We start from the raw sequence: 14,542 nt of genomic DNA on the forward strand, positions 1-14,542 counted from the left end.
CAAAGGACAGGGCTTATTCGAAATAATGGCCCAGTGGACTCGTCCCTTATCACCAGCGAACCCGCGACCCTCGGCGTGACAGGCCGCTGCGTTGTAAATAAGAAGTCAACTAACTGAACTGACGCTTCACCACTATCGGCTCGCTCATCCTTCACCCCCGTAACGACGCATATATCGCAACTGCCATTTTCCCAAACGTCAGAAACGAAAAAAGCCCTGTCCAAAGGACAGGGCTTATTCGAAATAGTGGCCCAGTGGACTCGTCCCTTATCACCAGCGAACCCGCGTCCCCCGACGTGACAGGCCGCTGAGTTGTAAATAAGGAGTCAACTAACTGAACTGACGCTTCACCACTATCGACTCGTTCATCCTTCACTCCCCAACAACGCATATATCGCAACTGCCATTTTCCCAAACACCAGAAACGAAAAAAGCCCTGTCCAAAGGACAGGGCTTATTCGAAATAATGGCCCAGTGGACTCGTCCCTTATCACCAGCGAACCCGCGCCCCCGGCGTGACAGGCCGCTGAGTTGTAAATGAGGAGTCAACTAACTGAACTGACGCTTCACCACTATCGACTCGTTCATCCTTCACTCCCGCAACGACGCATATATCGCAACCGCCATTTTCGCAAACGCCAGAAACGAAAAAAGCCCTGTCCAAAGGACAGGGCTTATTCGAAATAATGGCCCAGTGGACTCGTCCCTTATCACCAGCGAACCCGCGCCCCCGGCGTGACAGGCCGCTGAGTTGTAAATGAGGAGTCAACTAACTGAACTGACGCTTCACCACTATCGACTCGTTCATCCTTCACTCCCGCAACGACGCATATATCGCAACCGCCATTTTCCCAAACGCCAGAAACGAAAAAAGCCCTGTCCAAAGGACAGGGCTTATTCGAAATAATGGCGGAGTGGACGGGACTCGAACCCGCGACCCCCGGCGTGACAGGCCGGTATTCTAACCAACTGAACTACCACTCCGCACTATTCTGTGCAGATAATTGCATTCAGCCATTATCTAAAAAGGTGTCTGACGATGACCTACTCTCACATGGGAACTCCCACACTACCATCGGCGCAACTGCGTTTCACTACTGAGTTCGGCATGGGATCAGGTGGGGCCACAGCGCTATTGTCATCAGACAAAAAACGTAAATTTGGTAAGCTGACTTTCTCTACAATCTCACAAGCTCTGCGATATCCGCAAAACCACTTGGGTGTTGTATGGTTAAGCCTCACGGGTCATTAGTACAGGTTAGCTCAACGCCTCACAACGCTTACACACCCTGCCTATCAACGTCGTAGTCTTCGACGGCCCTTTAGGGAACTTATAGTTCCAGTGAGAACTCATCTCGAGGCTCGCTTCCCGCTTAGATGCTTTCAGCGGTTATCGATTCCGAACTTAGCTACCCGGCAATGCATCTGGCGATACAACCGGAACACCAGAGGTTCGTCCACTCCGGTCCTCTCGTACTAGGAGCAGCCCCTCTCAATTCTCAAACGCCCACGGCAGATAGGGACCGAACTGTCTCACGACGTTCTGAACCCAGCTCGCGTACCACTTTAAATGGCGAACAGCCATACCCTTGGGACCGACTTCAGCCCCAGGATGTGATGAGCCGACATCGAGGTGCCAAACACCGCCGTCGATATGAACTCTTGGGCGGTATCAGCCTGTTATCCCCGGAGTACCTTTTATCCGTTGAGCGATGGCCCTTCCATTCAGAACCACCGGATCACTAAGACCTACTTTCGTACCTGCTCGACGTGTCTGTCTCGCAGTTAAGCTGGCTTCTGCCTTTGCACTAACCTCACGATGTCCAACCGTGATTAGCCAACCTTCGTGCTCCTCCGTTACTCTTTGGGAGGAGACCGCCCCAGTCAAACTACCCACCAGGCACTGTCCGCAACCCCGATAAGGGGCCTACGTTAGAACATCAAACGTACAAGGGTGGTATTTCAAGATTGACTCCACTTCAACTAGCGTCAAAGTTTCATAGTCTCCCACCTATCCTACACATGTAGGTTCAATGTTCAGTGCCAAGCTGTAGTAAAGGTTCACGGGGTCTTTCCGTCTAGCCGCGGGTACACAGCATCTTCACTGCGATTTCAATTTCACTGAGTCTCGGGTGGAGACAGCGTGGCCATCATTACGCCATTCGTGCAGGTCGGAACTTACCCGACAAGGAATTTCGCTACCTTAGGACCGTTATAGTTACGGCCGCCGTTTACCGGGGCTTCGATCAAGAGCTTCGACCGAAGTCTAACCCCATCAATTAACCTTCCGGCACCGGGCAGGCGTCACACCGTATACGTCCTCTTACGAGTTTGCACAGTGCTGTGTTTTTGATAAACAGTTGCAGCCACCTGGTATCTGCGACCGCCAATAGCTTAGGGAGCAAGTCCCATCACCGTCAGCGGCGTACCTTCTCCCGAAGTTACGGTACCATTTTGCCTAGTTCCTTCACCCGAGTTCTCTCAAGCGCCTTGGTATTCTCTACCTGACCACCAGTGTTGGTTTGGGGTACGATCTCTAATTACCTGAAGCTTAGAAGATTTTCCTGGAAGCATGGCATCAACTACTTCAGTGCCGTAGCACCTCGTCATCGGCTCTCAGCCTAATGTTCACCCGGATTTGCCTAAGTGAACAGCCTACTACCTTAAACGCGGACAACCATCGCCGCGCTAGCCTAGCCTTCTCCGTCTCTCCATCGCAGTAATTAGCGGTACGGGAATATTAACCCGTTTCCCATCGACTACGCCTTTCGGCCTCGCCTTAGGGGTCGACTCACCCTGCCCCGATTAACGTTGGACAGGAACCCTTGGTCTTCCGGCGAGGGAGTTTTTCACTCCCTTTAACGTTACTCATGTCAGCATTCGCACTTCTGATACCTCCAGCAGACTTCTCAATCCACCTTCAACGGCTTACAGAACGCTCCTCTACCATGCTTATAAATAAGCATTCGCAGCTTCGGTGACTAGCTTAGCCCCGTTACATCTTCCGCGCAGACCGACTCGACCAGTGAGCTATTACGCTTTCTTTAAATGATGGCTGCTTCTAAGCCAACATCCTGGCTGTCTAAGCCTTTCCACATCGTTTCCCACTTAGCTAGTACTTTGGGACCTTAGCTGGCGATCTGGGTTGTTTCCCTCTCCACGACGGACGTTAGCACCCGCCGTGTGTCTCCCGTGATTGTACTCATTGGTATTCGGAGTTTGCATGGAGTTGGTAAGTCGGGATGACCCCCTAGTCCAAACAGTGCTCTACCCCCAATGGTAAGACACGAGGCGCTACCTAAATAGCTTTCGAGGAGAACCAGCTATCTCCCGGTTTGATTGGCCTTTCACCCCTAACCACAGGTCATCTCCTAATTTTGCAACATTAGTGAGTTCGGTCCTCCAGTACCTGTTACGGCACCTTCAACCTGCCCATGGCTAGATCACCGGGTTTCGGGTCTACACCCTGCAACTACGACGCCCAGTTAAGACTCGCTTTCGCTACGGCTCCCCTATTCGGTTAACCTCGCTACAGAATGTAAGTCGCTGACCCATTATACAAAAGGTACGCAGTCACCCAACAAGTGGGCTCCTACTGCTTGTACGTACACGGTTTCAGGTTCTATTTCACTCCCCTCACAGGGGTTCTTTTCGCCTTTCCCTCACGGTACTGGTTCACTATCGGTCAGTCAGGAGTATTTAGCCTTGGAGGATGGTCCCCCCATATTCAGACAGGATATCACGTGTCCCGTCCTACTCGATTTCACACTAAAGTCGTTTTCGTGTACGGGGCTATCACCCTGTATCGCCAAGCTTTCCAGCTTGTTCCACTAACTTCTAAAATGCTTAAGGGCTAACCCCCGTTCGCTCGCCGCTACTAGGGGGATCTCGGTTGATTTCTTTTCCTCTGGGTACTTAGATGTTTCAGTTCCCCAGGTTCGCCTCATTAACCTATGTATTCAGTTAATGATACTTGCTTATGCAAGTGGGTTTCCCCATTCGGAAATCGTAGACTCAACGGTTGTTACTACCTAATCTACGCTTATCGCAAGTTACTACGTCCTTCATCGCCTCTGACTGCCAAGGCATCCACCGTGTACGCTTAGTCACTTAACCATACAACCCCAAGGGGTCTTGCTTGGTCTTTGAATCTCACTCTTTGTTGAACCGTTCGTTCACTTCGGTCATTAGCAAAAGCTAACTTCCTCGCTCACTCTCGTTTCTCCGCGATTGAGAACCAAATACCTGCGCAATACGCTTCTGAGTATGCAAACTCAGCATCGTAATATGCCGCAACCAAATGTTTTCGTTAGTTACACGCTCCGGGTAGGAGGTGTAACGCCGGATATCTTTAGACACTTGTAAGATTGTTTATTTAGAAACTCTTACAGTTTCTCGAGAAAATTTTATCAGCTTTCCAAATTTTTAAAGAGCAAGGTTTTCATTAGGCCTAGGCCTAAAAAAAGCCAAAGGTAAATTGTTCTATTATCTAGAAGCAATTAGCTTTGGCTTCTCATCCCCAAACTAGGGGAGGAAGATGGTGGAGCTATGCGGGATCGAACCGCAGACCTCCTGCGTGCAAGGCAGGCGCTCTCCCAGCTGAGCTATAGCCCCATCGAGTTTTTCCTGGTGACAACTTCAAAGAAGTTGGTGGGTCTGAGTGGACTTGAACCACCGACCTCCCGCTTATCAGGCGAGCGCTCTAACCAGCTGAGCTACAGACCCGTCACCGTTGATTGAGAATGGGTTCTCAATCACTCTTTACATTTCATCAGACAATCTGTGTGAACACTCAGCGCAAAACAAGTAATCATGTCGTTTAAGGAGGTGATCCAGCCCAGGTTCCCCTAGGGCTACCTTGTTACGACTTCACCCCAGTCATGAACCACAAAGTGGTGAGCGTCCTCCCGAAAGGTTAAACTACCCACTTCTTTTGCAGCCCACTCCCATGGTGTGACGGGCGGTGTGTACAAGGCCCGGGAACGTATTCACCGTAGCATTCTGATCTACGATTACTAGCGATTCCGACTTCATGGGGTCGAGTTGCAGACCCCAATCCGGACTACGACCAGCTTTATGGGATTAGCGCACTATTGCTAGTTGGCAACCCTTTGTACTGACCATTGTAGCACGTGTGTAGCCCTACTCGTAAGGGCCATGATGACTTGACGTCGTCCCCACCTTCCTCCGGTTTATCACCGGCAGTCTCCCATGAGTTCCCACCATTACGTGCTGGCAACATAGGACAAGGGTTGCGCTCGTTGCGGGACTTAACCCAACATTTCACAACACGAGCTGACGACAGCCATGCAGCACCTGTCTCAGAGTTCCCGAAGGCACACGTCCATCTCTGGTCGCTTCTCTGGATGTCAAGAGTAGGTAAGGTTCTTCGCGTTGCATCGAATTAAACCACATGCTCCACCGCTTGTGCGGGCCCCCGTCAATTCATTTGAGTTTTAACCTTGCGGCCGTACTCCCCAGGCGGTCTATTTAATGCGTTAGCTTTGGAAGCCACTCCTCAAGGGAACAACCTCCTAATAGACATCGTTTACGGCGTGGACTACCAGGGTATCTAATCCTGTTTGCTCCCCACGCTTTCGCATCTGAGTGTCAGTCTCTTGCCAGGGGGCCGCCTTCGCCACTGGTATTCCTTCGGATCTCTACGCATTTCACCGCTACACCCGAAATTCTACCCCCCTCTCAAGGACTCTAGTTTGGCAGTATCAAATGCAGTTCCCAGGTTGAGCCCGGGGCTTTCACATCTGACTGACCAAACCACCTGCATGCGCTTTACGCCCAGTAATTCCGATTAACGCTTGCACCCCTCGTATTACCGCGGCTGCTGGCACGAAGTTAGCCGGTGCTTCTTCTGCGAGTAACGTCACAGCCAACGGGTATTAACCGTTGACCTTTCCTCCTCGCTGAAAGTGCTTTACAACCCGAAGGCCTTCTTCACACACGCGGCATGGCTGCATCAGGCTTTCGCCCATTGTGCAATATTCCCCACTGCTGCCTCCCGTAGGAGTCTGGGCCGTGTCTCAGTCCCAGTGTGGCTGATCATCCTCTCAAACCAGCTAGAGATCGTCGCCTTGGTGAGCTCTTACCTCACCAACTAGCTAATCTCACTTAGGCTTATCCAATCGCGGAAGGTGCCGAAGCGTCCCCTCCTTTCCCCCGTAGGGCGTATGCGGTATTAGCAGTCGTTTCCAACTGTTGTCCCCCTCGACTGGGCAAATTCCTAAGCATTACTCACCCGTCCGCCGCTCGACGCCTAATGAATCCCCCGAAGGTTCATCATCATCGTTTCCGCTCGACTTGCATGTGTTAGGCCTGCCGCCAGCGTTCAATCTGAGCCATGATCAAACTCTTCAATTAAAGATTTGATTTTTTGTCCAACTCCTAAGAGCTAGACACTCAATGAATACTGAATTTCGTATAGTCACTCAGTAAATATCGAGAAAATGATGATTTCTCAATTCTACGTGAGTGCCCACACAGATTGTCTGACAAATTGTTAAAGAGCAGTTCTTGCGAACTTGGCTTCGTTGCCGAAGCAGGAGGCGTATAATACGCTTTCCTATTTCCCCGTCAAGCCCCTTTTTGACTTTAGTTTTTAAAAGTAAAAACCAGAGCGCAAAGGCTTTTCGCGGTGTCGATTTAATGCTCAGCGACTTACTTGGTAAGTGGCTGTGCCCCGTCGACAGATGCGCATTATAGGGAGCGAATTATTTCTGACAAGCCATTTTTGAACGATTTAATCTGACCGTTCAAAATTAAACCAGCACCCTATTATCAGCCACTAGATGTTGTGGTTTTCTGACCTTATTGGTTCAAGACCCATTCTGCTGCCGCAGCTAAATTGTCTTCGACACTGTCAGCTAAGACTTCACCCTTACCATCAACCGACTTACCAGAGCGGACTAATACGCATTGGCGAACTTCTGCCAGCTTACCCGCCAACATATCGCCATATTTGTCGCCGATCATGATTGAATCGGATAGATCGATGTTGTGTTCCTTAGCTGCACGTAACAACATTCCCGGCTCTGGCTTACGACATTCGCACTTACCTATATAAGGTGCATTACCTTTATCTGGATGATGCGGACAGTAATAAACGTCTGTTAGCGGTGCTCCAGCCTGTTGAAACTGTTCACGCATCCATTGAGACAACTGCAAAAACTGCTGTTCGTCGTAATAACCACGAGCGATGCCACTTTGGTTTGTCACAACAATAAGTGCGTAACCCGCTCGATGCAGTTTTACACAGGCTTCTAGTGTTCCAGGTATAAACTCAAACGACTCGACATCATGGACGTAACCATGATCGACATTAATCACACCATCTCGGTCTAAAAATACAGCGCTTTGGTTCATTAGTAGTTCACTCCAATAAGATTGGGCGCAAGTATTACCATCGAACCCTTCTGTTTCAACAATTTCTGGTGTAAAAATCGGCAAACAACACATTTAGACGTCCAAATGGCTAAATGTCCATTGACAGAAATCTAGACGTCTAATTAGACTGGCTATCGCTAACAAAACGAAAATAATAAAGGGCAAGGCAACAGATGATTACTCTCAGCGCCATCTGCAAAACGTATCAATCAGGTGGCAAGCGCATTGAAGCACTGAAACCAACTGACTTGCATGTGCCCAAGGGCGAGATATTTGGCATTATCGGTTCATCCGGTGCAGGTAAAAGTACTTTAATCCGTTGCGTGAACTTGCTTGAACGCCCTGATGCCGGCGCAGTATTAATTGATGGTAACGACCTTACCCTGCTTAATGATTCGCAACTGCGTCAAGAACGCCAACATATTGCGATGATTTTTCAGCATTTCAATTTGCTGGCATCACGAACCGTATACCAAAACGTGGCATTGCCACTGGAATTGGCCGGTGTAAGTAAAGACGCCATCGCAGCAAAGATCACTCCGTTACTAGATTTGGTTGGCCTCAGTGACAAAACTAATGTTTATCCAGCAAACCTAAGCGGTGGTCAAAAGCAACGTGTGGCGATAGCTCGTGCATTGGCTAACGATCCTAAGGTGTTGCTGTGTGACGAGGCTACTTCAGCGTTAGACCCTTCTACAACCAAATCAGTGTTACAACTGCTTAAGACCATCAATCAGAAGCTCGGTTTGACCATCTTACTGATTACTCATGAGATGGATGTCGTCAAACAGATCTGCGATCAAGTGGCACTAATTGACGATGGCCAACTAGTTGAGCAAGCCGAAGTTGGGGCTTTCTTTGCCGGCGCAAAAACCGAATTGGCTCGTACCTTTGTGCGCAGCACCTTGCACGTTGAGTTACCGGAGTCCTATCAAGCGCTTCTTAGTAACAGTGCTGCTGATAATAACAAGCCAGTTATCCAACTTTGTTTCCATGGCGATACTGTTGATGCCCCGGTTATTACCCAGGTTGCCCAGCAATTTAACGTCGACTTAAGCATTATCAGTGCTCAGATGGAGTTTATCGGCGGCAGCAAATTCGGCTTATTGCTGGCTGAGGTTTTAGGTGAAGCCAACGCAATCAACCACGCAATTGAGTACTTCCAACAACACAACATTGACGTAGAGGTACTTGGATATGTCAACTGATCTTATCCCGCTATTGTGGGACGCAACCTTACAAACCTTACAGATGGTGTTAGTGGCTGGCGCTATGGCTACCCTCTTCGGAGTTCCTCTAGGTGTTGTACTGCATCTGAGTAAAAAGGGGCAGTTACTAGAAAACCGATTGTTGCATCGTAGCCTCGGTCTAGTGGTAAACATCGGTCGCTCAGTCCCGTTCATTATTTTACTGGTAGCAATCATTCCGTTTACTCGCATGATCGTTGGCACCAGTATCGGTACCATCGCAGCAATTGTGCCACTGACTATCGGTGCAATTCCCTTTATCGCTCGCCTAATTGAAGCTGCCCTTATTGAAGTACCAGTTGGTTTGATTGAAGCCGCCCAAGCAATGGGCGCCGATAAGAAGCAAACCATTATTAAGATCTTACTGCCAGAAGCGCTGCCAGGAATCGTTAATAGCATCACCATCACCTTGGTTACCTTAGTTAGCTACTCAGCCATGGCTGGTGCGGTTGGCGGCGGCGGTCTGGGCGACGTAGGTATTCGCTATGGCTACTATCGGTTTGAACCCGACGTAATGATCGCCACCATCGTCGTACTGCTTATTTTGGTGCAACTGTTTCAATCGCTTGGTGATGCTGTTGTAAGACGCATCGACCATCGATAGCCGTACATTCACATAACAACTCAAATAATTAAAAATGAATAAGGAATCCCCAATGAAAAAGACAATTCGTAATCTATTCGCAGTAGCCGCAACTTTAGTTCTAGCTGCATGTGGCAATGAGCCTGCAAGCAATACTCTAAAATTAGGCGCTATTGCTGGCCCAGAAGCACAGGTAGCTGAAGTTGCCGCAAAGATTGCTAAAGAGAAGTATGGTCTTGATGTCGAAATCATCGCCTTTACTGACTACGTAACACCGAATGCGGCTTTACACGATGGCAGCATCGATTTGAACGCGTTCCAACACCGTCCGTACTTGGACGCGCAAATTGACGCTCGTGGCTACGAAATCGTTGCCGTTGGCAACACCTTTGTATACCCAATTGCAGCATACTCCAGCAGCATTCAATCGCTGGAGCAGCTACCGCAAAACGCTAAGGTCGCTGTGCCAAACGATCCAACCAACCTCGGTCGTTCACTGGTGCTGTTGGAACAACAAGGTTTACTCAAACTAAAAGCTGGCGTTGGTGTAGCTGCTACCCCACGTGACATCGTCGAGAACCCTAAAGAGATTGAAATCTTAGAACTTGAAGCCGCACAGCTACCGCGTTCACTGCAAGATGTTAGCTTCGCCGTAATCAACAACACCTTTGCAGGTCAAGCTGGCCTCACGCTGGAAAAAGAGGGTCTGTTTGTTGAATCAAAAGACAGCCCGTATGTGAACTTAATTGTTGCCCGCAGCAACAACCAAAATGATGAACGAGTAAAGCAATTTGTTGATGCTTACCACTCCGACGCCGTTTACCAACGCGCTTCTGAACTATTTAATGGCAACATCGTTAAAGGCTGGTAATTAACGACACCACCAAAAATAAGGGATGTGTCGTAGCTAGCTGTTGAAGTTTATCTTAAGCCTTCGGCTTCACCGATTGCGGTGCTTTTAGGGGGCGATGTCGCGATGGCGACGGCACATTCTTGTATGCATTAGGGGGGAGCTTCGCCCCCTTTGGAATCCCCCTTGCCTTAGGTCGCACTCCAAAGCGGCAGAAGATCAACGGCGGTAGTGCTTTCCCGTTATACCAAAACTCGTCTAGCCGGGGCTTTAACAGCATTGGAAACAACAACACTTAGCTAGTACACCACCAAAATAAGAGGAAGCCTAGGCTTCCTCTTTTCATTTTGTTTTTCATACGCAAAACTTTAACTCCAACCACAAGCACGCTAAATTGATATTTTTCGACCAGACAGGATGTCCCTATGTCGTTCTATATTACCCTTGCGATAGTGATCGCCCTGATCGCTTTAGTTATCGTTATTTTTAACACCTTAGTTAGCCTTCGTAATCGCCACCAAAATGCCTTTGCCCAAATAGAGGTTCAATTGAAGCGACGTTACGATTTGATTCCAAATCTGGTAGAAACCGCCAAAGCCTACCTCAAGCACGAACAAGAGACCCTCGAAGCGGTGATATCTGCCCGTAATCAAGCGCTGGCCGGGCTTTCAGCTGCAAGTAATGACCCGAGTAACGCCACCGCCATAGGTAAACTTGGTGGAGCCGAGTCAGCGCTGACTGGCGCACTTGGTAGACTGAACGTGGTAATGGAGGCCTACCCAGAACTAAAAGCCAATGAAAACATGATGCAGGTTTCAGAAGAACTTACCGCTACTGAAAACCGAGTGGCCTTTGCTCGCCAAGGATTTAATGATGCCGTGATGGCGTACAACGAGTACAAACAGAAGTTTCCGGCGGTTATGCTTGCAGCAAGTTTTGGCCACGGTAAAGACGCAGCACTGCTTGAGTTCGACGATTCCAATGAGATCCAAGCTGCACCGAAGGTTCAGTTTTAGTGAACTTCTTCGCCCAACAACAGCAAGCCCGCCAACGCACATTGTTGTTAATGGGCCTGTTCACCGTTGCTGTTATTGCCATCCTACTGCTTTGTAACTTGTTGTTCGTTGCTCTCGCGTTACCGCTTTTGAATGATCAACAAATTAGCGTTAACGGTGCTACTTTATTGGCGCAAATGAGTTCAGAGAGTGGCGTTGCCCTATCTGTTTCTATGCTATTAGTCATCGCTTCAGTCGTGATGATTAAATGGCTTGGCTTACGGGGGGGCGGTCGCAAGGTTGCAGAGGCACTGGGCGGCATGCGCATTCAAACCAATACCCAAAACTTCAAACAACGGCAACTGCTCAACGTCGTCGAAGAGATGGCGCTGGCCGCCAACATGGCTGTACCACCAGTGTATTTGATGGAGGAGGAGCAAGGCATTAATGCCTTTGCCGCCGGACACACACAACGGGATGCCGTTATAGGGATTACTCAAGGAGCATTAGATCAACTCACCCGACCACAATTACAAGGGGTGGTAGCCCATGAATTTAGCCATATCCTTAACGGCGATATGCGCCTGAATATGCGATTAATAGCCGTACTAAGTGGGATCATTTTTATCTCCCATGCTGGTGAGCTAGTTCTTAGAGGTGGTGCGCACAATCGTAAAAATGGTGGTCAGATAGCTCTGCTCGGTTTTGGCTTAATGCTACTTGGCCTTATTGGCAGCTTTTTTGCGAACATAATTAAGGCTGCAGTAAACCGCCAGCGAGAATACCTAGCTGATGCTGCTGCAGTACAATTTACCCGAGATCCAAGCACTATTGCCGATGCACTCAAGGTCATCGCGGCCAATTCACACCATAGTTTTATCGAAAGCCCTAATGCAGCCCAGTCTAGCCACCTATTCTTCGGCAGCTATAAGTCATTTAACAGTTTATTGGCCAGTCATCCCCCCATCGATAAACGAATTCGTGCGATAGAACCAAAATGGGACGGCCGCTTTGCCGAAGTAGTACTAAAAACCAAGCGTTCAACCGGACGTTCAGCTGCTAAAGTTGACCCCAAACCAATTACAACACAAGAACAACTTGCGCCAATAGCTACCATTGGCGCGGTGTTGTTGGCGCAATTGCCGCAACAGGTGCAACACCAAGCCAGAGAGCCAGAACAACTCTCAACCTTGGCATTATCCCTGATAACATCAAGTGACGATCTTGAGCAAGGCAACCCACTTAAGACGTTAACCATGCAGCAACGATTAACTGCTGCCCAACTTATGCTGCCAACACTGTCGGAATTGTCGCCACCGCAAGCGCAACAGTTGCAACAACGTCTCGATCGTCATTTCGGTCAACAGCAACCAACATTAGCAAACTGGTGTATTTTTCAACTTATCAACCACTACCTACTAACGGACCAGCAGCAACAGAAAGGTTCGAACCAAGCAGAAGCGACGACCGCATTATTGTCCTTGCTGGCGATACATGGCAGTACCGACATTGCTCAGCAACAACGAGCATTTTATCGAGCAAGCAACAGTTTAGGGCTGTATCAGGCACAGTTTTGTCCAAAGGTTAGTTGGCAAGCTGCTGGGCAAGACTTACAACAGCTACGAAAAACTCCGCCACTTAAGAAACAGCGGCTATTATTGGCTTTTCGCCGTTGCGCAGAGCAAGACAATCACATCAATGATGACGAGCAAGCGCTGTTACACTGTTTAGATTTGCTATTGGACGCCCCATCACCGCTCGATAGCAACAACAACGTACAGAGTTAGCAACCTACGCTGTCAGTAATACTGATAAATAGCCGTTGCTGTTCATCTAAGGAAGCTTTCTATGTCCACTATTACCCTGAGCAATCGCCACAACAGCGTCGATATTAGCCTTTACGGTGGTCATGTTCTTAGCTGGCACCATAACAACCAGCCTATTTTCTGGCTTAGCGAACTCGCTGATCTATCCGGTGAGACCGCAATTCGCGGTGGTGTACCGATCTGTTTTCCTTGGTTTGCAGAGCAAGGCAGTCCCAAACATGGCTTTGCCCGAACAGAGATGTGGCAGTTAATTCGACATACTGAGACTGAGGCGCTACTTGAGCTAAAGCACAATCAACGCACACTCGAGATATGGCCCAATCGATTCCGGATCGCGCTCACCGTAATGCTAAGTGACGATACACTATTGCTGAGCTTGGTTTTCGATAACACCGATAGTAAATCTTGGCAATTCGGCGGAGCCTTGCACAGCTACTTTAGTTGTGACAATGCACGGGCTATTAATGTCGCGAGTCTTGATGGTTTAATGTTTCACAACTCACTAACCGGTCTTGAGCAACAGTTCAATGGGTGTCAATTACCTAACCCCATCGACGCGATAGTACCAAGCGTCAATAAGATCCAATTTTTGCCCTCGATAGCAGCCAGTCATACCGTTACCATTGATCAGGATGGGAACGACAGCTGCGTTATCTGGAACCCAGCTAACAATCACCCTACTGATGTATCCAAGAAGCAACAGTGGCAGTTCATCTGTTTTGAAAGTGCTATCGTCAACAACTTAATAACGCTACAACCACGCCAACAGCATCAATTAAGCCAACGAATTTCACTATCAAAATAAACTTTATTGAGCTGAGCGTTAATTAAACGATTAAGCTAATAATGGTCTTACCTACGTTTTTTAAGCTTTTATCAACCATTAATCTCCTTTATCTATTAGTGTCGCAACTGTATTCTGTAACGTAATTGCAAACTAATCATCACGGAATCGATGCAGCAACTAATTCATAAAACACGAACTCAAATGGTGGTCGAAGTGTTGCGCGAAAAAATCCTCTGTGGGGAAATTAGCGCCGGTGAACCACTTAGGCAGAGTAACCTTGCTAACGAGTTAAACGTCAGTCGCATTCCGGTAAGAGAAGCCTTACTCCAGCTTGAAGCTGAAGGGTTAGTTAAATTTGAAGCTCATAAAGGGGCTACTGCGACCGAACTGTCGCTGGTGCAAATGGATGAACTATTTGAGCTGCGAGCCTTAATCGAACCTCCTCTGCTTAAACGTTCAGTTCCCAATCTGAGCGACGTCCAATTGGCCCTTGCCGCGGATTATCTCGAGCAACTAGACGCGGCCTTGCAATCGGAAAACACAATAGATAGCTGGAGTGAACTCAATAGTTTGTTTCATCAGTGTTTGTACGAAGGGGCAGATCGCCCTCATACCATTGAAGTTGTTCGCGGCTTAAATACCAGCTCAGATCGTTACATTCGATTGCAACTGTTACTCGCCGGTGGGCGACCAACAGCAGAGCAGGAGCATCATCAGCTACTTAAGCTCTGCCAGCAACGTAATGCTGACGGCGCGGCACTATTGTTAGAACAGCATATTTTGGCTGCAGGCAAAGGCGCCAAAAGCCTTATCGTCGCCCAGCAGATTGAAAAGCATAATCGATAATAACGACAGT

Annotated in this window: 8 protein-coding genes, 3 tRNA genes and 3 rRNA genes; 7 read left to right on the forward strand and 7 right to left on the reverse strand. The window is 48.6% G+C overall.

Annotated features, from left to right (window positions below):
- Positions 1-907 precede the first annotated feature (907 nt).
- The 7 genes from HER31_RS08140 to gmhB form a co-directional block, all read right to left on the reverse strand.
- Positions 908-984 (reverse strand) — tRNA-Asp (locus HER31_RS08140).
- A 47-nt stretch (positions 985-1,031) separates the two neighbouring features.
- Positions 1,032-1,146 (reverse strand): 5S ribosomal RNA (rrf, locus tag HER31_RS08145).
- Positions 1,147-1,227: 81 nt separating this feature from the next.
- Positions 1,228-4,116, reverse strand: a 23S ribosomal RNA gene (locus HER31_RS08150).
- 422 nt (positions 4,117-4,538) lie between these two features.
- Positions 4,539-4,614 (reverse strand) — tRNA-Ala (locus HER31_RS08155).
- A gap of 34 nt (positions 4,615-4,648) precedes the next feature.
- Positions 4,649-4,725, reverse strand: a tRNA-Ile gene (locus tag HER31_RS08160).
- Between the two features lie 95 nt (positions 4,726-4,820).
- A 16S ribosomal RNA gene (locus HER31_RS08165) occupies positions 4,821-6,375 on the reverse strand.
- Together the 16S, 23S and 5S rRNA genes with 3 tRNA genes alongside form the textbook arrangement of a ribosomal RNA operon.
- 447 nt (positions 6,376-6,822) lie before the next feature.
- Positions 6,823-7,377: a D-glycero-beta-D-manno-heptose 1,7-bisphosphate 7-phosphatase gene (gene gmhB / locus HER31_RS08170; protein ID WP_168660109.1), complete on the reverse strand. Its 555-nt coding sequence runs from the start codon at positions 7,375-7,377 to the stop codon at positions 6,823-6,825.
- A 194-nt stretch (positions 7,378-7,571) separates the two neighbouring features.
- On the opposite strand from gmhB, the gene metN reads away from it, so the two are divergent.
- The 7 genes from metN (at position 7,572) to HER31_RS08205 (ending at position 14,532) form a co-directional block, all read left to right on the forward strand.
- Positions 7,572-8,606, forward strand: coding sequence for a methionine ABC transporter ATP-binding protein MetN (metN, locus tag HER31_RS08175; RefSeq protein ID WP_168660110.1), 1,035 nt, complete (start codon positions 7,572-7,574; stop codon positions 8,604-8,606).
- The gene (locus tag HER31_RS08180) at positions 8,596-9,249 is read left to right on the forward strand and encodes a methionine ABC transporter permease (protein ID WP_168660111.1); all 654 of its coding nucleotides are present in this window, start codon (positions 8,596-8,598) and stop codon (positions 9,247-9,249) included. The genes metN and HER31_RS08180 overlap by 11 nt, the downstream gene beginning before the upstream one ends.
- 52 nt (positions 9,250-9,301) lie before the next feature.
- The gene (metQ, locus tag HER31_RS08185) at positions 9,302-10,099 is read left to right on the forward strand and encodes a methionine ABC transporter substrate-binding lipoprotein MetQ (protein ID WP_168660112.1); all 798 of its coding nucleotides are present in this window, start codon (positions 9,302-9,304) and stop codon (positions 10,097-10,099) included.
- Between the two features lie 404 nt (positions 10,100-10,503).
- Positions 10,504-11,094 (forward strand): LemA family protein, encoded by a 591-nt coding sequence (locus tag HER31_RS08190; RefSeq protein WP_168660113.1) that lies wholly within the window; start codon positions 10,504-10,506, stop codon positions 11,092-11,094.
- Entirely contained in the window at positions 11,094-12,860 is a 1,767-nt protein-coding gene (locus HER31_RS08195; RefSeq protein ID WP_168660114.1) for a M48 family metallopeptidase, read from the forward strand. The genes HER31_RS08190 and HER31_RS08195 overlap by 1 nt, the downstream gene beginning before the upstream one ends.
- Before the next feature lie 61 nt (positions 12,861-12,921).
- Positions 12,922-13,704 (forward strand): aldose epimerase family protein, encoded by a 783-nt coding sequence (locus HER31_RS08200; RefSeq protein WP_168660115.1) that lies wholly within the window; start codon positions 12,922-12,924, stop codon positions 13,702-13,704.
- A 150-nt stretch (positions 13,705-13,854) separates the two neighbouring features.
- Entirely contained in the window at positions 13,855-14,532 is a 678-nt protein-coding gene (locus HER31_RS08205; protein ID WP_168660116.1) for a GntR family transcriptional regulator, read from the forward strand.
- Positions 14,533-14,542 lie beyond the last annotated feature (10 nt).

The organism is Ferrimonas lipolytica (genome assembly GCF_012295575.1).
GTDB classification, from domain to species: domain Bacteria; phylum Pseudomonadota; class Gammaproteobacteria; order Enterobacterales; family Shewanellaceae; genus Ferrimonas; species Ferrimonas lipolytica.